This window comes from Thalassobacillus pellis (genome assembly GCF_016908295.1).
Lineage (GTDB): Bacteria > Bacillota > Bacilli > Bacillales > Halobacillaceae > Thalassobacillus > Thalassobacillus pellis.
The window spans coordinates 227,995-248,568 of the sequence record NZ_JAFBDO010000004.1; the positions used below are offsets into that span (position 1 = coordinate 227,995).

The 20,574-nt window shown below is 43.4% G+C and carries 22 protein-coding genes; 9 read left to right on the plus strand and 13 right to left on the minus strand.

What is annotated here, in order from left to right; translation table 11 throughout:
• Nucleotides 1-49: 49 nt before the first annotated feature.
• The 4 genes from hemY to JOC33_RS14810 all read right to left on the minus strand — a co-directional run bounded on the left by hemY (nucleotide 50) and on the right by JOC33_RS14810 (nucleotide 5,870).
• Nucleotides 50-1,456: a protoporphyrinogen oxidase gene (gene hemY, locus JOC33_RS14795; protein WP_205093322.1), complete on the minus strand. Its 1,407-nt coding sequence runs from the start codon at nucleotides 1,454-1,456 to the stop codon at nucleotides 50-52.
• Nucleotides 1,457-1,465: 9 nt separating this feature from the next.
• A complete protein-coding gene (hemH, locus tag JOC33_RS14800; protein WP_205093323.1) occupies nucleotides 1,466-2,398 on the minus strand; it encodes a ferrochelatase in 933 nt (310 codons plus the stop codon).
• A 13-nt stretch (nucleotides 2,399-2,411) separates the two neighbouring features.
• A complete protein-coding gene (hemE, locus tag JOC33_RS14805) occupies nucleotides 2,412-3,449 on the minus strand; it encodes a uroporphyrinogen decarboxylase (protein WP_205093324.1) in 1,038 nt (345 codons plus the stop codon).
• 234 nt (nucleotides 3,450-3,683) lie between these two features.
• Nucleotides 3,684-5,870: a transglycosylase domain-containing protein gene (locus JOC33_RS14810; protein WP_239534223.1), complete on the minus strand. Its 2,187-nt coding sequence runs from the start codon at nucleotides 5,868-5,870 to the stop codon at nucleotides 3,684-3,686.
• A gap of 102 nt (nucleotides 5,871-5,972) precedes the next feature.
• Between JOC33_RS14810 and JOC33_RS14815 the strand changes: the two genes are divergently transcribed.
• Nucleotides 5,973-6,479: an antibiotic biosynthesis monooxygenase family protein gene (locus JOC33_RS14815; RefSeq protein WP_205093325.1), complete on the plus strand. Its 507-nt coding sequence runs from the start codon at nucleotides 5,973-5,975 to the stop codon at nucleotides 6,477-6,479.
• Between the two features lie 145 nt (nucleotides 6,480-6,624).
• Here JOC33_RS14815 and JOC33_RS14820 read toward each other — a convergent pair whose 3' ends face one another.
• From JOC33_RS14820 to liaF, 3 genes are read right to left on the minus strand one after another with little or no spacing between them, the layout of a single operon-like run.
• Complete coding sequence (locus JOC33_RS14820; RefSeq protein WP_205093326.1) at nucleotides 6,625-7,263, minus strand: response regulator; 639 nt, start codon at nucleotides 7,261-7,263, stop codon at nucleotides 6,625-6,627.
• Nucleotides 7,260-8,324 carry a sensor histidine kinase gene (locus JOC33_RS14825; RefSeq protein ID WP_205093327.1) on the minus strand — a complete coding sequence of 355 codons (1,065 nt, stop codon included), beginning with the start codon at nucleotides 8,322-8,324 and terminating at the stop codon, nucleotides 7,260-7,262. Before JOC33_RS14825 ends, JOC33_RS14820 begins: the two co-directional genes overlap by 4 nt.
• A gap of 11 nt (nucleotides 8,325-8,335) precedes the next feature.
• Entirely contained in the window at nucleotides 8,336-9,127 is a 792-nt protein-coding gene (gene liaF / locus JOC33_RS14830) for a cell wall-active antibiotics response protein LiaF (RefSeq protein ID WP_205093328.1), read from the minus strand.
• A gap of 427 nt (nucleotides 9,128-9,554) precedes the next feature.
• On the opposite strand from liaF, the gene JOC33_RS14835 reads away from it, so the two are divergent.
• Nucleotides 9,555-9,989, plus strand: a complete 435-nt coding sequence (locus tag JOC33_RS14835; RefSeq protein ID WP_205093329.1) for a ferritin-like domain-containing protein — start codon at nucleotides 9,555-9,557, stop codon at nucleotides 9,987-9,989.
• A gap of 123 nt (nucleotides 9,990-10,112) precedes the next feature.
• Nucleotides 10,113-11,285 carry a M20 metallopeptidase family protein gene (locus JOC33_RS14840; protein WP_205093330.1) on the plus strand — a complete coding sequence of 391 codons (1,173 nt, stop codon included), beginning with the start codon at nucleotides 10,113-10,115 and terminating at the stop codon, nucleotides 11,283-11,285.
• Here JOC33_RS14840 and JOC33_RS14845 read toward each other — a convergent pair whose 3' ends face one another.
• The 3 genes from JOC33_RS14845 to JOC33_RS14855 form a co-directional block, all read right to left on the minus strand.
• Nucleotides 11,286-11,996 carry an EcsC family protein gene (locus JOC33_RS14845; protein ID WP_205093331.1) on the minus strand — a complete coding sequence of 237 codons (711 nt, stop codon included), beginning with the start codon at nucleotides 11,994-11,996 and terminating at the stop codon, nucleotides 11,286-11,288.
• A gap of 109 nt (nucleotides 11,997-12,105) precedes the next feature.
• Nucleotides 12,106-13,320 (minus strand): ABC transporter permease, encoded by a 1,215-nt coding sequence (locus tag JOC33_RS14850; RefSeq protein ID WP_205093332.1) that lies wholly within the window; start codon nucleotides 13,318-13,320, stop codon nucleotides 12,106-12,108.
• Nucleotides 13,313-14,056 (minus strand): ATP-binding cassette domain-containing protein, encoded by a 744-nt coding sequence (locus tag JOC33_RS14855; RefSeq protein WP_205093333.1) that lies wholly within the window; start codon nucleotides 14,054-14,056, stop codon nucleotides 13,313-13,315. The genes JOC33_RS14850 and JOC33_RS14855 overlap by 8 nt, the downstream gene beginning before the upstream one ends.
• Nucleotides 14,057-14,547: 491 nt before the next feature.
• Between JOC33_RS14855 and JOC33_RS14860 the strand changes: the two genes are divergently transcribed.
• From JOC33_RS14860 to JOC33_RS14880, 5 genes are all read left to right on the plus strand, one after another.
• Nucleotides 14,548-14,976 (plus strand): HIT family protein, encoded by a 429-nt coding sequence (locus tag JOC33_RS14860; protein ID WP_205093334.1) that lies wholly within the window; start codon nucleotides 14,548-14,550, stop codon nucleotides 14,974-14,976.
• Nucleotides 14,977-15,105: 129 nt separating this feature from the next.
• Nucleotides 15,106-15,630 carry a tryptophan transporter gene (locus JOC33_RS14865; protein WP_205093335.1) on the plus strand — a complete coding sequence of 175 codons (525 nt, stop codon included), beginning with the start codon at nucleotides 15,106-15,108 and terminating at the stop codon, nucleotides 15,628-15,630.
• Between the two features lie 140 nt (nucleotides 15,631-15,770).
• Entirely contained in the window at nucleotides 15,771-16,175 is a 405-nt protein-coding gene (locus JOC33_RS14870) for a YtxH domain-containing protein (RefSeq protein ID WP_205093336.1), read from the plus strand.
• A gap of 457 nt (nucleotides 16,176-16,632) precedes the next feature.
• Nucleotides 16,633-17,178 carry a DUF3267 domain-containing protein gene (locus JOC33_RS14875; RefSeq protein ID WP_205093337.1) on the plus strand — a complete coding sequence of 182 codons (546 nt, stop codon included), beginning with the start codon at nucleotides 16,633-16,635 and terminating at the stop codon, nucleotides 17,176-17,178.
• 344 nt (nucleotides 17,179-17,522) lie between these two features.
• Nucleotides 17,523-17,705, plus strand: coding sequence for a hypothetical protein (locus JOC33_RS14880; RefSeq protein ID WP_205093338.1), 183 nt, complete (start codon nucleotides 17,523-17,525; stop codon nucleotides 17,703-17,705).
• Between the two features lie 257 nt (nucleotides 17,706-17,962).
• Here the strand turns inward: JOC33_RS14880 and JOC33_RS14885 are convergent, their stop codons facing one another.
• Complete coding sequence (locus JOC33_RS14885; protein ID WP_037985558.1) at nucleotides 17,963-18,046, minus strand: YjcZ family sporulation protein; 84 nt, start codon at nucleotides 18,044-18,046, stop codon at nucleotides 17,963-17,965.
• A 196-nt stretch (nucleotides 18,047-18,242) separates the two neighbouring features.
• Here JOC33_RS14885 and JOC33_RS14890 point away from each other — a divergent pair, with 196 nt between their 5' ends.
• Nucleotides 18,243-19,190: a peptidylprolyl isomerase gene (locus JOC33_RS14890; RefSeq protein ID WP_205093339.1), complete on the plus strand. Its 948-nt coding sequence runs from the start codon at nucleotides 18,243-18,245 to the stop codon at nucleotides 19,188-19,190.
• 149 nt (nucleotides 19,191-19,339) lie between these two features.
• Here the strand turns inward: JOC33_RS14890 and JOC33_RS14895 are convergent, their stop codons facing one another.
• Both JOC33_RS14895 and yhaM read right to left on the minus strand, forming a co-directional pair.
• Nucleotides 19,340-19,540 carry a sporulation YhaL family protein gene (locus JOC33_RS14895; RefSeq protein ID WP_205093340.1) on the minus strand — a complete coding sequence of 67 codons (201 nt, stop codon included), beginning with the start codon at nucleotides 19,538-19,540 and terminating at the stop codon, nucleotides 19,340-19,342.
• Between the two features lie 61 nt (nucleotides 19,541-19,601).
• Nucleotides 19,602-20,549, minus strand: a complete 948-nt coding sequence (yhaM, locus tag JOC33_RS14900; RefSeq protein ID WP_205093341.1) for a 3'-5' exoribonuclease YhaM — start codon at nucleotides 20,547-20,549, stop codon at nucleotides 19,602-19,604.
• Nucleotides 20,550-20,574: the final 25 nt, after the last annotated feature.

Below are 20,574 nucleotides of genomic sequence, written 5' to 3' on the forward strand. Positions count from 1 at the left end.
GGAAAATGTCCCCACAAGCTGACCTGCTCAACAGGCCTATATCTTATATTTATTTTAAAAATTCCAGCACTTCCTCAACCGTGTGTTTCCCTTGATCTATACAATCAGGCAGACCTAAACCTTCATATGACCCACCGGCAAGATATACGCCCGGAAGCTCCTGTGCCATGTCTGCTTTAATCGCTTCCACTCGTGCTTTGTGACCAACTGTATATTGGGGCATAGCATTTTTCCAGCGTGTAACCACTGTAAACTCAGGCTCTGCAGTAATTTTCATGGTTTTATTAAGATCCTTCAGAACAATATCCGTGATTTCCTCATCGGTAAGGTCAACGACCTCCTGATCATCAGGTTTTCCTACATAACAGCGTAAAAGTGCTTTCCCTTCTGGCGTGGAATGGGGCCACTTTTTGTGCGTCCATGTACAAGCAGTAATCCGGAATTTGCTGTTTCTCGAAACGACAAATCCAGTTCCATCAATATCCTTTTTGATGGCAGATGCATCAAATGCCATCGCAACATTGGCAACGGATGTTGAAGGCATCTCTTTAAAAGGTGCCATAAATTCGTACTTGCTCAGCATCCGCTCAGCAGCATGATGTGGAACTGCCATAATCACAGCATCCGGCTTCATCACTTCCCCATCACTTAAGAGAAGGTGGTAATGATCTTCTTTTTTCTCGATATGGTCGACACCAATTCCTGTTTGGATTGTCCCTTCATCCAACTGCGCTGCAATCGCCCTCACGAGAGACTCGAGACCATTCTCCACAGTCCGGAACATGCTTGGTTTTTTTGCTTTTTTAGCCTTTCTTTTAGCTGCAGGCATAGTCTCCTTCAATCCTTTTATCAGACTGCCATGTGTCTGTTCCAACTGATAAAAATTCGGGAAGGTGGCCATCAGGCTGAGATTATCGATATCGCCTGCATAAATTCCGGATAGAAGTGGTTCGATCAAATTCTCGACGACTTCATCACCAAGGCGGCGGCGGAAAAATTCTCCGAGTGACTGGTCCTCGCGTGGTTCACTTTTTGGCCGGATGAAATCTCCGGCGGCTCTGAGTTTTCCGGCAGGAGAAAATAAGCTGGAAAACAAAAATGGCCGGACTTTCGTAGGGATCCCCATGAAAGAGCCACTCGGCATTTTATGAAGCTTATTTTTAACAAGTATATAGGACTGTCCTGTCCCATTAGGAACGAGCTTATCACCAAGTCCAACCTCTTCGGCAAGCTCTGCAGCACTTTTTTTCCGTGCTAAAAAGGAATCGGGACCACGCTCGATCGTGAACCCGTCTTTTTTCACAGTGCTGATTTTCCCGCCAAGACGATCGCTCGCCTCAAGCAGTTTAACTTCGTAGGGAAGCTGATGTTCCTTTATTTCCTTTTGCAAGTAGTAGGCTGCTGTCAAGCCAGCAATGCCTCCACCGATGATAGCTATCTGTTTATGCGCTGTCATACAGACCTCCTACTCCCTGGCTTTATCAAGAACAACACGGGCCAGGGTGTCGATGAATTTGGCGTTTGTATTCGGCATTTCCGGTCGGTAATAGCTTGCTCCGACCTCCTCACAGACCACTTTACACTCGTAATCGTTGTCATATAACACTTCAAGGTGATCAGACACAAACCCGACTGGTGCATACACAAACGCACGGTATCCTTTTTCATGGAAAAGATCCCTTGTCAGATCCTGCACATCCGGACCAAGCCAAGGATCCGGGGTGTTCCCTTCACTTTGCCAGCCGATTTCATAATTCTTAATCCCTGTCGCTTCAGAAATTAAGGCAGCCGTTTGCTCCAGCTGCTGCGGATAAGGGTCTCCTCCCTTCAGGATTTTCTCCGGGAGACTGTGGGCAGAGACAATCAGGCAAGCCTTATTTCGTTCCGTTTCATCCATTTTATCGTAGACAGACAGAATCTGATCTTTCCAGAAACCAATGAATCCAGGTGCGTCATACCAGCTTTCAACAGACCGGATGGTCAGATTGTCATATTTTGCGGCCTCTTCCTGTGCTCTGCCGTTATACGATTTGACACTGAAAGTAGAGTAATGAGGGGCAAGAACAATGGATACTGCTTCTTCTATGCCATCCTCCGCCATTTGAGCAACAGCATCCTCTACAAATGGCTCAATATGTTTTAGACCAAGATAATAGGTGAATGTTACGTCATCCTGCATATCATTCAGTTTCTGTTCAATGGCTTTCGCCTGGTTTTCCGTAATGCGGGCGAGCGGTGAAATACCGCCGATCGCATCATATCTTTCCCGTAAATCCGTAAGCATTTCCTCTGAAGGCTTTCTGCCACGGCGGATGTGCGTATAATAACGTTCTAAGTCTTCTTCTTTATAAGGAGTTCCATAGGCCATAACCAACAGGCCCATTTTTTTCTTTGCCAAAGGGAGTCACCTCTTAATTTTCACTTGAATAATCATGGATTAAATGAGTCAATCGCTTCAATGTTTCTGGCTTGATATCAGGAGTAACCCCGTGTCCCAGGTTGAAAATGTGGGCTGGCTGGTCTCTCCCTTCATCTAAAATCCGCTTTGCACGTTCTTTGATCACATGCCAGTCTGACAGCAGGATAGAAGGGTCCAAATTACCCTGAAGCGGCTTTTTAATGCCGGAATTTCGTGCTTCTGTTATCGACATCCGCCAATCGAGACCGAGAACATCGACAGGGAGGTCATTCCACTCATGGATCAAATGACGTGCACCGACGCCAAACATGATTAAAGGTACACCTTCCTCTTGCAGTGTGGAAAAAATCCTGTGCATGACTGGTTTGATATACGTGCGATAATCCTCTTCATTCAACGCCCCCACCCATGAGTCGAAAATCTGGATGGCCTTCGCTCCAGCGTTAATCTGGCCTTTAACATAAGAAATAACCATGTCGGCCAGTTTATCCATCAGCATAAACCACGTTTCCGGCTCGCTGTACATGAGTGATTTGGTTTTATTATAATTTTTCGAAGGCCCCCCCTCAACCATGTAACTCGCGAGTGTGAATGGTGCACCACTGAATCCGATCAAAGGAACATCCAACTGTTCGTTAGTCAAGAGTCGGATAGTATCCATAACGTATGGTACGTCATCCTCTGGGTCGATTGTCCCAAGCTTTTCCACGTCCGCCTTGGAACGTATCGGATTATCAATGACAGGACCGATTCCTTTTTTTATATCGACATCCACCCCGATAGCAGGTAATGGTGACATGATATCTTTATAAAGAATGGCGGCATCGACACCATATTGTTCGACAGGAAGCCTTGTCACATAGGCGCAAAGCTCTGGTTGATGCGTAATTTCGAATAAAGAATATTTTTCTTTCAGTTTGCGATACTCCGGCTGTGAACGTCCTGCCTGCCTCATATACCAGACTGGCGTGTAGTCGGTCGTCTCTCCCCGGAATGCCTTAAGGATTGTGTCATTCATTTGTCTAGTCATACATATTGCCCCTTTAAAATATGGTCCTGCTAAACCTTGCTGTTTTCTCTCATTCGGTCTCCCTGCCAACATCAATTAGCAGTGCTGAAATCTAAACCTGGACGTGATGCAAGTGTCCGGGCGGTTTCGTACCATTTGCTTATCCGTTTTCCACTATAACATTTATTTTTCTTGCACACATAGATGGATGCTTTTTGTCACCATATTGCCTTTTTTGATGAAGCCTTGTATCGGTTAATCCCATTCGAGCACGGCTGGATTTGAAGATTTTCCTTCCAGCTTTGTTAATGGATTATAAGGAACGACATAGTAGGTGTTACTTCCAAAAATATCGGTTACGCTTACCTTATATTCCCCTTTACCGGTAACCTCACCGACCCGTTTATCAACACCAGGGACTTCTTCATAAATCCGGTATTGGACACGGTTATCTGCTGCAGGTGTCCAGGTCAATCTGCCCTGAACAAATGTCGCTCCGCCGAAGTCAAGCTTCACATCCAAATCTGTTATCACAGGCAGAGTTACCGGAGGCGCGAGGTCTTCCACTTTCTCTGGCTTCTTAAAATGCGCAGCTAAATCTTTTTGGGTGTTGACCTCCGTCAAAATCTGCTTCATCAATTTGGTCGGATAGGAGCTTCCACCCTCCAGGTAATGGGTCTTATCGGAAGAGTCATAGCCCATCCACAGGCTTCCCGAATATCCTGGAGTATAACCTGCAAACCAGACATCCTGTATCTTCCCTTTGACTGATCCGTGTTCATGGGTTCCTGTCTTCCCAGCTAATGCCTTCGGATAACTTCCTGCTTGTCCAGTACCGTGTGACACAACACGCTGTAGCATTTCTGTCATGTTCCAGGCCACTTGCGCACTAAACACCTTATCCACTTTCGTTTCATGTTTATGAATAGTCTTTCCGCTACGGTCGATGATCTTTTTGATCGTAAAGCTCTCGACCTTTTTACCTCCATTGGCAAAAGTGCTGTAAGCTTCAGTTAATTGAAGCGGACTGTACCCTTTATTCAGGCCGCCAAGGGCCAGGCCGAGTCCACTTGTTTTCGTCTTTAAATCCATTTTCTCCAAATAACCTTTTGCGTAATCGATTCCGATCTGGTCGAGCAGGGAAACAGCGGGGACGTTTTTTGATTCGACTAAAGCATTGTAAATGGATGTAATACCTGCATACTGATCATCGTAATTACGCGGCGCATAATCACCGAACTTCATTTTCTTATCAACCAGCAAGGAGTATGGGTGATATTCTTCCTTCATCATTGCTGGTCCGTAGACCGCAAGAGGCTTGATGGTGGACGCAGGCTGCCTTTTTACCACCACCCTGTTTAACCCGCCATGGCGGAATCCTTTCCCGCCTACCGCAGCGACGACAGCGCCTGTTTCGTTATCCATCAGTGTAAACGCCGCCTGTACACCAGGTTTGGAACCTGGAACGAATTCCCCGTTTTCGATTTGGCGGTAAGCAACCTTTTGAATCTCAGGATCCATCTTGACAATAATCCTGTATCCTCCCCGCTTCAGTTCTTCCCTGCTTATTTGATATCGTTTAGCCGCTTCTTTAATGACGAGATCCACATAACTGTTTGACCAGTTTTGCGCTTCCTCTTCCTGTTCTGCCACCTGTAGTGTTTTCCCCTGCATCTGCATCATTGTTTCTGTGTCGATCATACCGAGGTCATTCATTCGTTTCAGGACAAGATTCCTCCGCTTTTTTACAGCTTCAGGCTCATCAATTGGGGAAAAGGAATTCGGAGCTTTTGGCATAGCAGCAAGCACTGCCCCTTCGGAAACAGTCAATTCACTGGCAGGCTTGTTGAAAAATTCCTGGGCTGCCTGTTCGATGCCATAAATTCCATGCCCGAAATAAATCCTGTTCAGGTATAACTCCAATATTTCCTTTTTTGTCAATTCCCGTTCCAAATAAAGTGCGGCCATGACTTCTTTTGTTTTTCTCATCCACGTTTTATCATTAGTGAGAAAAAGATTCTTGGAAAGCTGCATCGTCAGTGTACTGCCGCCTTCCACTTTCGCCATGGCAATAATATCTTTATAAACAGCACGGGCTACAGCCTGTGGGTCGACGCCCCCATGTTCATAAAAGCGACTGTCCTCAATCGCAATAAAAGCCTTTTCCACATGATCCGGAATTTCCTCTATGGTCACGAGTGTTCGATTATCGGTATAGATCCGCTCTAACACTTCTCCATTCTCCAATTCCACAGTGGTAGCCGCATCCAGCACCATGTCTTCTTTATCTACAATCAGCGCTCCACCGAATATAATCATAATGTAGCCTAGTAAAGTAAGAAGAACTAAGCTGGCGAAAACGATGGCTAATTGTTTATACCGTCTCTTCCTGTTACGTTTCTTTCTCGATGGTGTTCTGCCGTTGTCTTTCCATATTTTCAAGGGTCTTGCATCCTTTCTCGTTGCTTCCTGTTCATTCAAACTTGCAGGTTGTTTTATCTCATTGCTACACTAACATTAACGAGTGCGAAAGGAGATTGTTATATGAAGGTTTCTATGACAAATGGTACACTAAACTATCTGGCAAAGCTAGATAAGGAACATCCTGAAGCATCCCTTTTGTTCATGCAGGATGAGGATAAAACCTTAGCCTATTATGAAGGAGACACGTCCATTTTTGAAGAAGGACGCGACTACGAAATCGTGGATGCTGTCGGAGAAATCCAAAATAGCGGCTTTGTTGTAATGAACAACATCCCGGTCAGCCACGAGGGACGTCCTGTTTTTGAAGACCGTTTCAAAAATCGTGAAGGCGGCGTTGAAAAAATGGATGGGTTCCAGGCAATAAGAATCCTGCGGCCACTGCAAGGAAATACGTATGTAGTCCTTACCCAATGGCGGAACGAACAGAGCTTTGAGAACTGGAAAAACTCCCAATCCTTTGAAAAAGCACATAAAAACTCAGGTCCAAATCATGAAAAGAAGCCTTCATTCATGGATGGTCAGCCCTATATCACCCAGTATTCCATGGTTCAGTTCGGAGAAGAATAAACAGCAGGGTTAGGCTTGCAGGAAGCCGGAGTCGGTTTTCTGCAAGCTTTTTCTGAACTGCTGAGATTGGTCCCTTCAGCTGATTTCTGCACACCACACATGTAAAAGAGGCTGCCTTCATGGACAGCCCCTCCAAAATATAGCGTCAATTTGTATTTTTTAATAACTGATTTTTATGAGCATAGACAGCTGCCTGGGTACGATCGTGCACCTCCAGTTTACTCAATATATTGCTCACATGGGTCTTAACAGTCTTAATCCCGATATAAAGGGAGTCACTGATTTCCTGGTTAGTCATTCCTTCACCGATGCAAAGAAGCACTTCCATCTCCCGCTCGGTCAAATCCTCATGGAGTTTCCGTTCGCTTGTTCGAAATCGGTTCATCATTCGGCTCGCCACTTTCGGCTCAATGACATTTTCACCTCGGTAAGCTTTCTTGATAGCTTCCGCAATTTCATCCGCTGAAGAAGTTTTCAGCATATAACTGAACGCACCTGCTTCGAGTGCAGGAAAAACTTTTTCATCGTCATAATAACTGGTTAAAATAATGATTTTACAATCCGGGGCTTTAGCAATGATCTTCCTGGTTGCCTCAATACCTGTGCCATCCTCCATAATCAGATCCATAAGGACCACATCCGGCTTCAGCTCAGCAACAATCTTTGCCCCTTCATTTCCACTGGATGCTTCTCCAATTATTTCGAGATCCTGTTCTGTATTCAAGTAGGCGATTACCCCTTTTCGAACGACATCATGATCATCTACTACTACCACACGAATCATGCATTTTCCCCCTTTTTTCTTTCCTGCATCGGAATGCGCATATCGATATGAGTTCCTTCCCTTTCACGAGAGCGGATGGTAAAGTCACCGCCTATTTCTTCGCACCGCTCCTTCATTGTTTTCAAACCATAGGAAGCAATAATCGCCTCTTTTTCTGCCATATCAAACCCGTCTCCATTATCCCCGATATGTAAAAATAATTCCCTGTTCTTCCTTGTTAGTTCAAGATTCACATCCGTGGCATTGGAATGGCGCATTATATTGGATAAAGCTTCCTGGATGATACGGAACAAATGCTCCTCCACAGCACGGGAAGCATCGTCAATTTCCTCAAGTTTCATATGGAAATTGATTTGGCATTTCTGCTTCAATTCTTCCACCAGCCGTTCCACACCAATTTTTAACGGTTCCCCGGAAAGGTGAACCGGACGCAGATGTAATAACAGCGCGCGCATTTCGGTTTGGGCCTGCAATGCCATTGTCGTGATTTCCTCCAGCTGTGCACGGGCTTTTTCCGGCTGCTTGTCGTACATTCGCAGCGCTGCCTGGGACATCATGGTTAATGCAAACAGCTGCTGACTCACAGCATCATGAAGATCCCTCGCCAAACGCTGTCTTTCCTCGATCGTTGCCGCTTTGTGAGCACTTCTGGCAAACTCTGCTTTTTCATCTGCAAGACGCATCAATGATTCTTTTTGCTGCTTGAGCTTATCTCCAAGCTGATTCAATTCTCCAGCAATCCTTGTAATCTCATCCTCTTCATTAAAATATACTTTTGCTGTGAAGACACCGTTCGCCAATTTAGCGATGATGATGGACAGGGATTCTATTCGGTCCTTCATTCCGCCACTGGATTTGAATCCGGCATAAAAGGCGACGATTGCTCCCACGAGCACATAGCATGAAATAAACAAAAGAACGGCCCCTGCACTAAGCCAGGAAGGTGAAAACCAGACATAAACAGATAAAAGCACGGCAAGCAGGATGAATGTATTTAATACCAGTCCGAACAAGTGGGACCTGATATACGTGTAACGGATGCTGTTCAAACGCTTCAACATGACAGGTCCTCCTACACTCGATTTATCCGGATATCCCCGGCTTTCACATCTAATTTGATTGTCAGGCGCCGGGAAGTATGGGCATAATTCTCCGTTTCAAAAGTAAGTTTGCGATTGATTCCCTCTGCGGTCTGATCGAGGATATTGATCTCCCCAGCCATCATAGAAGCCTCCACACGGAATTCCAGATATTCAGGCATGATCATTTTTATATCCCCGGCCCATCCCTTGATGGTTATGGGCGTATCTCTGTCAGGAATAAATGCTTTCGTAAAATCAAAATGGTAATCCCCTACTGCATTTTTAATATCCAAGGGCTCCACTTTCCAGTTCTCAGAATTATATTTCTGGTCACCGACGACAAATGCCTGCTTTTTCGAATTATGTGGTTTGGACTCCGGAGCCTTTTCATCCTCCAAAAGTTCTTCTCCATTTTCATAGCTGATTTCCACCTTGTGCTTTCTCTTCTTCCCCAAGAACATCCCAAGTCCGATATAAATAAACAGTAATGGCCAAAGCTTGAGAATATCAGTTAACTGGAATGCGATCATATCCATTTTTCCGAGAAGGACAAGCGCTCCAAAAATGGATAAAAAAGACCCGACTATCCACGAACCTCCTTTACCGATGATAGCGTCGACCCATAACTTTAAACCGATTATTACAAGCAAAGCTGAAAGTATAGCCATCCAGGAGAATTCTAACGCATTATCCACAACACCAAAGTTTTGAAGGACCAATATAAGTCCAATTACGATAAATAACAAAGCTAGTAAAATATTCATAAATCCTTTTTTCATCATTGACCTTCCTTCTTCCATAGCTGCAAATTTAGAAACACTTGGCTTGTCGCCAAGTCCTTACGGTGAGAGCCTTAGTTTTAGACCCTTAAAGAAGTTAAACTTTCTTAAAGTGTAGAAAAACCCGATTTCAACCGTCCTTCGAAGATTACTTCTTGAAGCTTTAAATTCTTCACTGCGTCCAGAAGCTTCTTTGCAAAATTGTAAGCTTTCTTAATGTAGAACAAATTAGACACCGCCTGCGAGAAACCCTTTTTCCTGACAGGAAGTCCTCTATACATTCATTTTACAGAATAGAGTAAAAGGCTGGTACGCACGGAAGATTGGTTTCATCTCCGTCTTAAGTCGGAGATGAGCAGTGGATGTTTAATTAAAAAAAAGCTGGGTAATGTATATATGTGCTCAGAATTATTGGAAAGGGTGAAGGAAAATGGATGAAAAAGTAAAAGAACTGATTGATGGCTTGAACGAAGATTTGGCAAACGAATATGCAGCTTCTATCATGTATACCTATAACGCGGCTGTCGTTGATGGCCTTTACTATTCTGTGTTGAAGCCATTCTTTGAAGGTGAAATTGCAGATGAGCAAAGCCATGCCTTATACCTTGCAGAAAAAATCAAGAACCTTGGCGGAACACCTGTCACACAGCCGGTTGAAGTCAAGCAGTTGACGAATGTAAAAGATATGCTTGAAGAAGCACGTCGTGCTGAACAGGCTACTATTGATCGTTATGAAACACGTAAAAAACAAGCAGATGAGCTTGGCTATACAGAATTAGTCGTTAAACTTGAAGATATGATTGCCGATGAGACGCATCATATGGAAGAGATGGAGCGACTACTTGCTGATCCAAGACTTCAATAAAGCGTTTATTCCCCCAGCGTCCTGGAAATTATCCGGGGCGCATTTTTTATGTAGGTTTTCTTAGTCTGTGTTAAAATTGACAGAAATCAATATCAACCATTTGAACAGGAGGAGATAGCAGTCATGTGGGAAGAGATAAAAAAAGCTATTGATGCGTCCTATGATGATATGGTGCAAATCCGACGTCATCTGCACCAGTACCCGGAAATATCATTTCATGAAGAAAAAACAGCGGCATTCATCGCTGATACATATGAAAAATGGGGAATTCCATGCCAAACGAAGGTAGGCGGCAATGGGGTCATTGCAACTATCAAAGGAGGCAAGCCAGGGAAAAAGGTCGCCCTGCGTGCGGACTTTGATGCGCTGCCTATCCAGGAGGAAAATGACGTCCCCTATAAATCAAAAGTCGATGGTTCCATGCATGCATGCGGGCACGATGGCCATACGGCAGCCTTGCTAACGCTGGCCAAAGCCTTTTATGATCATAAAGAGGAATTACCAGGAACAGTCGTACTTGTCCATCAGCATGCAGAAGAATATGCCCCCGGCGGTGCCAAACCAATCATCGAAACCGGCATATTATCTGATGTGGATGCCGTATTCGGAACGCATTTATGGGTAGATACTCCGTATGGCACCATCCATACCAGCAAAGGGAATTTCATGGCCGGAGCTGATCGTTTTGAAATTACTATAAAAGGAAAAGGCGGTCATGGTGCCCTTCCTCATCAGACAAAAGATGCCCTTGTCATCGGTTCACAGCTGGTCACTTCCTTGCAGCAAATCGTCAGCAGAAGAGTGGATCCACTTGAAACAGCGGTGGTGACAGTCGGTCAGTTTGAGTCAGGTTTTGCTTTCAATATCATTCCGGATACAGCAAAACTAACAGGGACGGTTCGAACGTTCAATTCAGATGTACAGGAATTGATCATCCGAGAAATGGAAAAAATGGTCCAATCGGCGTGTCTGCCCTATGAAGCAGATTACGAATTTGATTATTTTAAAGGGTATCCCCCTGTGGTCAATCATGAACAGGAAGCAGACCTGATTCTTAATCACGCCTCGGAAGCTGATCCGGAATTAATAGCAGAAGAAATCCCCCCCGTTATGGCAGGAGAGGATTTCGCTTATTACTTGCTAGAAAAACCAGGCGCTTTTTTCTTTACCGGTGCCAGAATAGATGATCACTATTATCCACATCATCATCCGAAATTCGACTTTGACGAGCGTGCCCTGCCCCATGCGGCCAAAACTCTGTTACAGGCTTACCGTTCCTATCAGGAAAAAAATTGATCAGCGGAGCATACGGAGACGATAGCTGTTCAAAGCCGTCTCCCCCAGCTGCTCCATCAGACGATTATTGGCAAATGCTCCTACAACCGCCCCAATGCCTGGCACAAGCTGCAGCATTTTCACAAAATCAATGGTATCCCTGTACTCTATTTGAAGAGTTTTCCAGTCTACTTCTCTCCATTTATCTTTTTCCTGCTCCCAATTTAACACCCTTTCCAGTACTTCCTCCCTTTTCTTGTCACTGGAAAAAGCAAGCATGAATACGTGAAGCAAAAACATCCGCTCTTCATAATCCTTCACATTATAACCGTACAATTGCCCACAATCGAACAAAAACTTCATTTTAATACTTAACAATAACGGGAAGTCCGCAGCACCAAGCAATAATCCGCCTGCCCCAGTGCCTGCTCCTTCCAGTATAGCCGTCCGCTTATAACGCTTCAGGCGTTCTTTCACAAGGACCTCACGTTCACGAAAGGTAATTTCCTCAGGAACTTCGATGGGATCGATATACTCTGATGATGTCAGGGCAAGCTCAATCATTTTTCGGATACTCTCTGTTACGATAGTATGAACCCGCTCTGGTACTTTGCTGTTAATTTTCGTCTGGAGATTTTTAGTAGAACGATTCAAAAAAGAGGAACGCTTTCTCATCGACCTGCTCCATCGCAATGCTTCTTCCACCATGCTTTCCTCATACGTTGTCTTCATGATTAAGCTTCCTTTCTGAAATCAAGGCTTGTGAAATGTAGAATATCCGCGGGTAAAGCATGGCTGGCTTGCCATCCTTCCCCGCAGCACCCATTAGCTTAGGAGCTTTTTAAGTCAATTTTTGTTTTACATAGCCATGGATGAACAGATAACTGAACAGCCCCCCGCCTATCCATACGAGCACCAGCCCGGTGAGGTTCCATTGGATAATAAACATAAGACCGAATAAAAACGTCTGAAAAAGCATCAGCTGAAGCAGCCAATCTAACAGAGCTTTTTCTTTCCACTCTTTCTTTAACGGATAAATATCCATCCAGGCTATCGTCCGGTGGTGGCTCCACAAGGTCATCATCTGGAAGGCCGTCAAGTAAAGAAATAATAAGGCGAACGCCGATTTAACCCAAAGATTTGGCACATAATACATGGCAATACCGCCGATGACAATCAAACGAATATACATGCCAAGATAGTCACTGCTTCTTATAAAAGTGATGCGGTATAGATAATCAAACGATCGCCCCTGTTTATAAGGAATTGGTCCAGTGACAATTCTGACGAGCCAGTGCCGTTTTTTTATCCGGTTTTTCAAATGGGGGACATCCGTAAACATGTTAGCAATCCGGTAAAAAGTCCGCATCCTTGCCTGGTCTTTATCTACCAGAACATCCCAGGCGAGTCCGGCTTTTTTTCTTGATATGGAATAATTGTACATCATTGCTGCAAACAAAAGGATCGTCACGATCCCGGCGAAAATCAATTCCCCAGCAGCAAGGAAATAAAAAATGACGACATTCAAGAGTATGCGTATACCCATGTCTATCATACGTGTTTGAGGATTCCGCTCCTTAAGCATCCACCAGTTGGCAAGCATATTCCAAACTTTCAGAACAAGGATCACGATAAGCAGCATCAAGTAATACTGGGTGCCGCGCTCCGGAAAGCTCGCAAAAAAAAGCGGCCCCAATGCTGCTCCAACTAAAAGTACGGTGTACAGTTGCACAAAATAACTGTAGTACAGACAGCGTTTAAAATAATGACCGAGCTGGGCTTCAGCCGGCAAAAGGAAAACGAGATCAGGCTCTTTCAATAAGGTGCGGACCGGGCTGTAGCTTGCCAGAAGGCCGAACGCTACTCCAACAATGACGGCGGTCGGGAAATTTTCCGGCAGACGGGTAAGCCATTGCTGGTAATAATAGGCTAATGCCGATACAAAAAAAAGCATGGCAAAAGCAATGTGGCCATTAAAAATATAACGTAAATATCTGCCTGTCTCTTTCGTATGCTCAGAGAACCTGTTCGTCCAGAACTTTTTCGCATCAATCATGGCTTTCTTCCTTTGTCAGCTGTATGTATAGGTCATCCAGTGCGGCACCAGGCATATGGAAAGCATCCCTTAGTTCTTCCAGTGTTCCTTTCGCTCTTACTTCCCCATCGTGAAGAATCACAAAACGATCACAATAACGCTCTGCCGTTGCCAGAATATGAGTAGACATCAAAACGCCTGCGCCAGCCTGCTTCATGTTTTCCATCAGCTGGAGATAAGACTGAATACCGAGCGGATCCAACCCGACAAACGGCTCATCGACAATATATAGCCCCGGTTCAATCAAAAAAGCACACATGATCATCACCTTCTGCCGCATTCCTTTGGAAAAATGGACCGGAAACCAGTTCAGCTTCTTTTCCATCCGAAATTCCTTCAACAATGGTTCCAGCCTGCGTTTAAAATCCTGTTCGGGAATATTATAAGCCATCGCGGTCAAGTGCAGGTGCTCATATAACGTCAGCTCATCGTATAGAATCGGCATTTCCGGTATGTAAGCCATTTGCTGGCGATACGCTTCCGGACTTTCCTGAAACGACTTTCCATTTATGGCCACCTGCCCTTTTTTTGCTTCCATCATCCCTATGACATGTTTGATCGTGGTACTTTTACCTGCTCCATTCAACCCAATTAAACCGACAATTTCGTTTGGGAATACATCAAATGTAATCCCGTGCAAAACATTTTTATGTGTATATCCTCCATGGAGGTTGTCGATATGTAATAAAGGCTCCACCAGGACCATCCTCTCTTCTGTCTATTCGGGTGTTCTAATCCCCGCTTCACATGCTACATAGAAGGCTTTGATTCGCATTATCAATTTTACCATTCCCTCTTATCTTTTCCAAAAAAATCATTTGTATATTTTCGTGTTATTTTGTCAAACTACCTATTAAGGAGCAGGGCAGTACCCCGATTCACGACTAACTTGATTGTGGCTTGCCACGAAATGAGGTGTCAGTGAAAGATCATTTATGAACCAAGTTAAAATTCTCATCCAAAAATGAGGTGTTTGTGACAGGTTCTATACAGATTTCCTAACCAAAATTCCGGAAGCTTTTCTAAGCAGGATGGCTTCTCTTTTTGATCAATAGGGAAACAGTTTCGATCATACAGCTTTGCTCCTTTTATAGCAGAGTGTCCTTCTGAAAGGGCGCTCTGTTTTCTTTTTTGACACGCAATAATATGTGGTACAATAAGAAAAATCAAACAGAAGGAGTGGTACTGATGAGTCAGGACACGGATTGCATTTTCTGTAAAATTATTAACGGAGAGATTCCTTCCGCCAAAGTGTATGAAGATGATGATGTATATGCATTTCTCGACATCAGCCAGGTTACGAAAGGACATACACTGGTAATCCCGAAACATCACACCAAAAATGTTTATGAAACCGACGAACAGACAGCGGAAAAACTGTTTGCCAGAATCCCCAAAATAGCATCCGCAATCAAATCGACATATAACCCTATTGGTTTGAATGTCCTTAATAATAACGGAGAGGCAGCCGGACAATCCGTTTTTCATATACATATCCACCTGATTCCGCGGTATGGTTCAGATGATGGATTTAAGCCTGGCTGGGAAGTTCATGCCGACGAATATACACCAGAAGACCTACAGGCAATCGCACAGGAAATTGCCGGCAACCTGTAATAGTCGAGTCCCTTTTATAAAATATAACAGTCTGCTATAATAGATATTAGTCTTCGCAAACGGCTATAAGAGCACGGTTGGAAGGCAAATACAGATGAGTTTAGAAGAGAAGAGGAGAGATTAAGTAAAATGAATATTCGTGTTTTAGTCATGCTTTCGTTACTCGTTGGAATTGGTGCTGTCTTGCATGCGGTTATGCCGCCTTTCTTTTTAGGAATGCGTCCAGATATGATGCTGGCGATGATGTTTCTTGGAATCATGCTGTTCCCAAAATTGAAATATGTGATGGTACTGGCTATGGCAACAGGATTCATTTCAGCACTGACAACAACAGTACCTGGAGGCCAGATTGCGAACATTATTGATAAACCATTGACCGCACTAGCCTTCTTTGGCTTATTCTTGATTGGAGAAAAAGTTGTGAGGGCTTCCCTGCTGGCACCTATACTGACTGCTGTCGGTACAATGTTAAGCGGAGCAATCTTCCTTTCGTGCATCCTTTATGTCATCGGGCTGATGGATGGAAGTTTCGGTGTCATGTTTGCTTCGGTAGTATTACCGACTGCCGCTGTCAATACGGCGGTAATGGTATTTATCTATCCGATAACCCAGGGGATCATGAATCGGACACAACTAAGTGCAACCTATCAATAATCCTCCGAAACCTCTGGCTTTCCTGCCAGAGGTTTTTATAGTCGCTATAAAAAGTTTCCGGGGATTATGATAAAATGGGTTTCAATCCTACATATAAAGAGAAAATATTGAAAAGAAGATGTTGGAAAGGGGTTTTGTTCATGGCAAACGGCAAATCATTACTTTTAGGCTTCATCGTAGGCGGGGTCACAAGCGCAGCATTTACATTGTTGAATACGAAATCCTCTGGAGAGGAATTCCGGGATAATGCCAAAGAAAAGAGCGCCCATCTGCGTGATACTGTTCTCAGACTGAAAGAGGACGGCTGGAAACTAAAAGATCAAATTACTCAGACCTCTAAAGAGGGAGCGGAGCTGATCAGGGATTTATCCGAAGACGTCCGTTCTTCGATCGAAAGCTGGAAACGTACCGTGGAACCACATCAAAAGAATATCCAAAAGTACTTGGAACAAATTGAGGAAAGCTTGAAAGAACTTGAGGAAAAAGCAAAGGCGGAACAAAACACATCATCAGAAGATCCATCAACGGATAATCCGCAATCATAAGAAGAAAAAGGAAACTGTCTCACAGGTCTTAACCAGACTTGTCAGGGGCAGTTTTTTTTGGCTTTTTTACGGCAAATATGTCTCCAGGTGGAGGGCGAATGGATGGAATTCGGTCCCCTGGCTAACATTTATCCAGCAACTTTTATCAGAAGCATTTATATTGCTTCCTTCCTTGCCAGATCAATATCCAGCACCACAACCTTTATTTTCCCTTCACCATGTGCTGGAATGCATGATCGCAGCCTGTCAGAAAAGCTTTCTCTCCATTTTTATCGTTGCCTCTGTTACATAGAATTCCACTGCAAAGTCAGAGACAAATAAACACGTTTAACTTTTTTACAAAAAACCTATTGCTTTTTATGTAGAAACATACTATTATTCCATTTGTGCCAGTTGAAACTGAAGTAAACAATCTAAACGATAACTAATTATATTTGCAGCAAAGGGGGAATCTGAGATGAATTGCTGGAAAACAGTGAACATCACAAAAGATTTCGGTAATAACCGAGTTTATCTCATATCCTTTTTGACAGGATTAATGGCTTTCTTAATATTGTATCTGGCATTTTCTATGATGCACTTGACACATGATGTAAAAGATCATGGATTTATCCCTTTGTTGATCATTTTATTTTTCTTGCCATCGATTCATCGTATGATGCATCTGCTTCCTTTAATTCTGTTATACAAGCGCTTAAAGGTTAAATGGAAAATGAATAAATGGCTTTTACCGACATTCGCTTATCGCTGCCAATCTAAACTGTCCAAACAAACATCCATTTTCATGGCGTTTGCACCAACTTTGTTTCTGACACTCCCTGGAATCGCGATGAGTTATATTTTCCCTAATTACTTCGCTTATTTTGTTATTTTTACCGCAGTGAATATTGGGTTATCATTCACTGATTTCCTTTATTTGAACCAATTCCTGCGTGCGCCTCGAAAATGCATCATCGAGAATGCTAAGGACGGATATGATATTCTCATCAAACAAAAAAAGTAAATGATATGCTGTAAACCCGAACAAGGTGTTCGGGTTTTCTTTATGTTAAGAAAGTATTAATTTTGTAAAGAAATCCCTCTACTCTTCTAACCGAGCATCAGCTTCGTCAATATCCTTCGCTTTCCATGGGCACGGCCTCTGCTTCCTCGGAAAGCACCTACCACTTTCTATCTGAATTTTTGGCTCATGCTGTTCCATGCAGCGTTTTGAGTACATGGACAACGCTCTAAGACTTCCTTCTGAAGCCATTTGATATTATAGTTCTTGTTTCAGGTGGTTTCTCCTGTTCAAGAGGCATAAATTTTGATAAAGTAGTTCCATAAGGAATAAAGGAGGTAACAATTGTGGCAATTGTATTTATCATTTACGCCTTGATCATCTTATTCATCATCAATTCTCTGACACATTCCTTATGTCAAAAAACCAACATGTCAAAAGAGAAACAACCTAAGGTGTTTCGGACGATCAATGTGTTGATCACCATTTTGTTGATATCTTCGTATGTAGAAGTATTAAATACTGTATGATCAATGGGAACCCTATAAGCAAACGGCAAGACTGTCCTGGCAATCAGGCAGTCTTTTTTCGTGCTGAATCCCAAAGAACTAAAGAGGAAGCGTCTTGTTCACCCCCGACCAGCTTAAGTCAAGCCTCGTCGTGACGATCGATCTTTGTCACAGAGAGGATTGACTTAAGACCTCGAGGTTTTAAGGGTCTCCCCCCTTCCAATCAAAAAAACCATACGCGTGCCTGCGTATGGTTTTTCATTTGAACCTGCCAGGGATTACAGCCATGCTGCCCCTACAATGATGAGCAAAATGAATAGTACGACGATCAAAGCAAAACCGCCACCATATCCTCGACTCATAACTTCACCCCCTTATTTGATTCATACGGTATCTTATGCACCCTTTTACCCTGGTGGATAGGCATTTGTCACGGTTGTAGAATCTTTTAGTAAATGTACTAGTTTTTGCTATTATGTATATGTTATATTATGTCATAGGCTGTTAGACTAACTTTACGTCTAAGAAATCACAAGTATATAGGAGTGTTTGTCCGAAATGAAAAAGTTTGTAATTGCTGCGACGATTGCAGCTGGAGCCTTGACCATGTCTGCCTGTTCTTCTAATGGAGATTCCGAGGTAGTTGTGGAAACAAAAAGCGGAGATGTTACAAAAGAAGAATTTTATGAAGCATTGAAGAATAAGTATGGTGAAGGTATTCTACAGCAATTGGTAATGAAAGAAGTACTTTCCGGAAAATATGAAGTCAGTGATGAAGCAGTTCAAAAAGAAGTTGATAAGCTGAAGGAACAATACGGCGACCAATTCGAAATGGTCCTCCAGCAAAGCGGATTCAAGGATGTGGAGGATTTTAAAGAAACCATTCGCTTAAGCTTACTGCAAGAAAAAGCTGCAATGGAAGATATGGATATTTCCGAAAAAGAAATGAAAGATTATTATGAAAAAATGAAGACTGAAGTGAAAGCAAGCCATATCCTTGTCAAAGATAAGGAGACTGCCCAGAAAGTAATGGAAGAGCTTGAGAACGGGGCTGAGTTCAGCGAACTTGCCAAAGAATATTCTACTGATACAGCAACTGCTAAAAAAGGCGGAGATCTAGGCTTTTTCAGTGCCGGTGAAATGACACCGAAATTCGAAAACGCTGCTTATGCTCTTAAAAAAGGGGAAGTAAGTGAGCCTGTCAAAACGGAGTTCGGCTACCATATCATCAAGAAAACGGATGAACGCAAAGCCGAAGATGTGGGCTCCTTTGAAGAGGAAAAAGATGATATCAAACGTCAGATTGTATCTAAGAAAATTGACCAGCAAAAATTACAGAAGAAAATGGACAAGTTAATGAAAGAAGCCGAAATCGATGTGAAAATCGAAGAATATAAAAACTTGTTCGAACAGAAAAAGCAGCCTGCTGAAGGCGGAAACAGTGGAAACGGCAGCGGAAGCGGAAACGAAGGCAAAAGTGAAGGCGAATCTGACGCCCAAGGATAATCAACTAAATGCCCATGGAAATCAATTTTGAGATTTCCATGGGCATTTTTGCATAATGTTGAATTGGAGGAGAATTCTTATTAGAACAAAAAAACCGGCTGTTTCCTGTCTATCATGGAAACAGCCGTATATTAGGAGGAATTATATGGTCAACCTGAAGCTACGGAATCATTACGTTCTTTCCTTTGCTGCCTTTCTTCTTCCATACGTCTGATATACACTTGGCCTTCTCGCTCAATGAACTGATGCTCAAGCTTATGTTCGGCACGCATTGCCTTAACTGCCATATAACCACTGAGGAAAATGAAAATGATGCACAAGAATACCCAAATTGGAATTCCGAATAACATGGCAAATCCTCCCTGTTCTGCTTTATTCTATACTATGCGGACAAGCAAAAGTATATACCTGTTATTCTTCTTCAAATAAGGGTTTATAGAAAGCTCGCTGCTCCATTTCATATAACCGATCAGTAAATTCACCTGGTCTTACCTTTTTCAAAGAGCTGTTCATCATATTAAGCTTTGCATCCATTAAATCAATGAGGTGCAGCACTTCTGCTTCCCTGACAAGAGGAGGCTTCGGGCTTCCCCACTCTGCTTTTCCATGATGAGCTAATACGAGGTGCTGAAGAATCGTCACTTCTTCCCCATTTATTTTAAGTTCTTCTGCAGCCTCCCCGATCTCCTGGACCATCATTGGTATATGGCCGATCAGCTTCCCTTCCAGAGTATAGTTTGGAGCAGATGCGCCTGACAGTTCCTTCAGTTTCCCCAGATCGTGAAGTATGACTCCTGCATACAGAAGGTCTTTGTTCAACTCAGGGTACAGCTCTTTCAAATGGCGGGCAAGATTCAGCATGGATACGATATGATGGGCAAGGCCGGAAACATATTCATGATGATTTTTTACCGCTGCCGGATAAGTCAGCAATGCCTCCTGGTATTTTTGAACGAAGTGTCTGGTTATCCTTTGGAGGTTGGAATTCTGCATTTCAAAAATTGCCTCGGTAATCCGATCCATCAAATCTTCTTTATTCACTGGGGCTTTCTCGATGAAATCCGTCTTTCTCACTCCATCTGTCGGCTGGACTGGACGAATTGACTGGATTTTCAATTGCGGCCGGCCACGAAATGTATTTACCTCGCCGGTCAGCTTCACAAGCTCCTCTGGACGAAAAAGCTCCTCATCCTCAGGGGTAGCTTCCCAGAGCTTTGCTTCTATTTCTCCAGTCGCATCCTTCAGCATTAACGTCAAAAATGGCTTGCCATTACTAGCTATACCTTTGGATGAAGACTTGATCATCATAAAGTAATCAAATGGATCACCGATGCTATGGTGTGCTATACCCTTTTTCATTTTCCTCTCCCCCCTATTTCGTTTT

Bases quoted from the DNA above. Each gene is read 5' to 3' on its own strand.
- JOC33_RS14850 (WP_205093332.1), bottom strand. From the start codon at position 13,320: ATGATTGATGCGAAAAAGTTCTGGACGAACAGGTTCTCTGAGCATACG.
- JOC33_RS14895 (WP_205093340.1), bottom strand. From the start codon at position 19,540: ATGTTATTCGGAATTCCAATTTGGGTATTCTTGTGCATCATTTTCATT.
- hemE (WP_205093324.1), bottom strand. From the start codon at position 3,449: ATGACTAGACAAATGAATGACACAATCCTTAAGGCATTCCGGGGAGAG.
- liaF (WP_205093328.1), bottom strand. From the start codon at position 9,127: ATGATGAAAAAAGGATTTATGAATATTTTACTAGCTTTGTTATTTATC.
- JOC33_RS14845 (WP_205093331.1), bottom strand. From the start codon at position 11,996: ATGAAGACAACGTATGAGGAAAGCATGGTGGAAGAAGCATTGCGATGG.
- JOC33_RS14835 (WP_205093329.1), top strand. From the start codon at position 9,555: ATGGATGAAAAAGTAAAAGAACTGATTGATGGCTTGAACGAAGATTTG.
- yhaM (WP_205093341.1), bottom strand. From the start codon at position 20,549: ATGAAAAAGGGTATAGCACACCATAGCATCGGTGATCCATTTGATTAC.
- JOC33_RS14825 (WP_205093327.1), bottom strand. From the start codon at position 8,324: ATGTTGAAGCGTTTGAACAGCATCCGTTACACGTATATCAGGTCCCAC.
- JOC33_RS14815 (WP_205093325.1), top strand. From the start codon at position 5,973: ATGAAGGTTTCTATGACAAATGGTACACTAAACTATCTGGCAAAGCTA.
- JOC33_RS14840 (WP_205093330.1), top strand. From the start codon at position 10,113: ATGTGGGAAGAGATAAAAAAAGCTATTGATGCGTCCTATGATGATATG.
- JOC33_RS14865 (WP_205093335.1), top strand. From the start codon at position 15,106: ATGAATATTCGTGTTTTAGTCATGCTTTCGTTACTCGTTGGAATTGGT.
- JOC33_RS14860 (WP_205093334.1), top strand. From the start codon at position 14,548: ATGAGTCAGGACACGGATTGCATTTTCTGTAAAATTATTAACGGAGAG.
- hemY (WP_205093322.1), bottom strand. From the start codon at position 1,456: ATGACAGCGCATAAACAGATAGCTATCATCGGTGGAGGCATTGCTGGC.
- JOC33_RS14870 (WP_205093336.1), top strand. From the start codon at position 15,771: ATGGCAAACGGCAAATCATTACTTTTAGGCTTCATCGTAGGCGGGGTC.
- JOC33_RS14890 (WP_205093339.1), top strand. From the start codon at position 18,243: ATGAAAAAGTTTGTAATTGCTGCGACGATTGCAGCTGGAGCCTTGACC.
- JOC33_RS14885 (WP_037985558.1), bottom strand. From the start codon at position 18,046: ATGAGTCGAGGATATGGTGGCGGTTTTGCTTTGATCGTCGTACTATTC.
- JOC33_RS14875 (WP_205093337.1), top strand. From the start codon at position 16,633: ATGAATTGCTGGAAAACAGTGAACATCACAAAAGATTTCGGTAATAAC.
- JOC33_RS14820 (WP_205093326.1), bottom strand. From the start codon at position 7,263: ATGATTCGTGTGGTAGTAGTAGATGATCATGATGTCGTTCGAAAAGGG.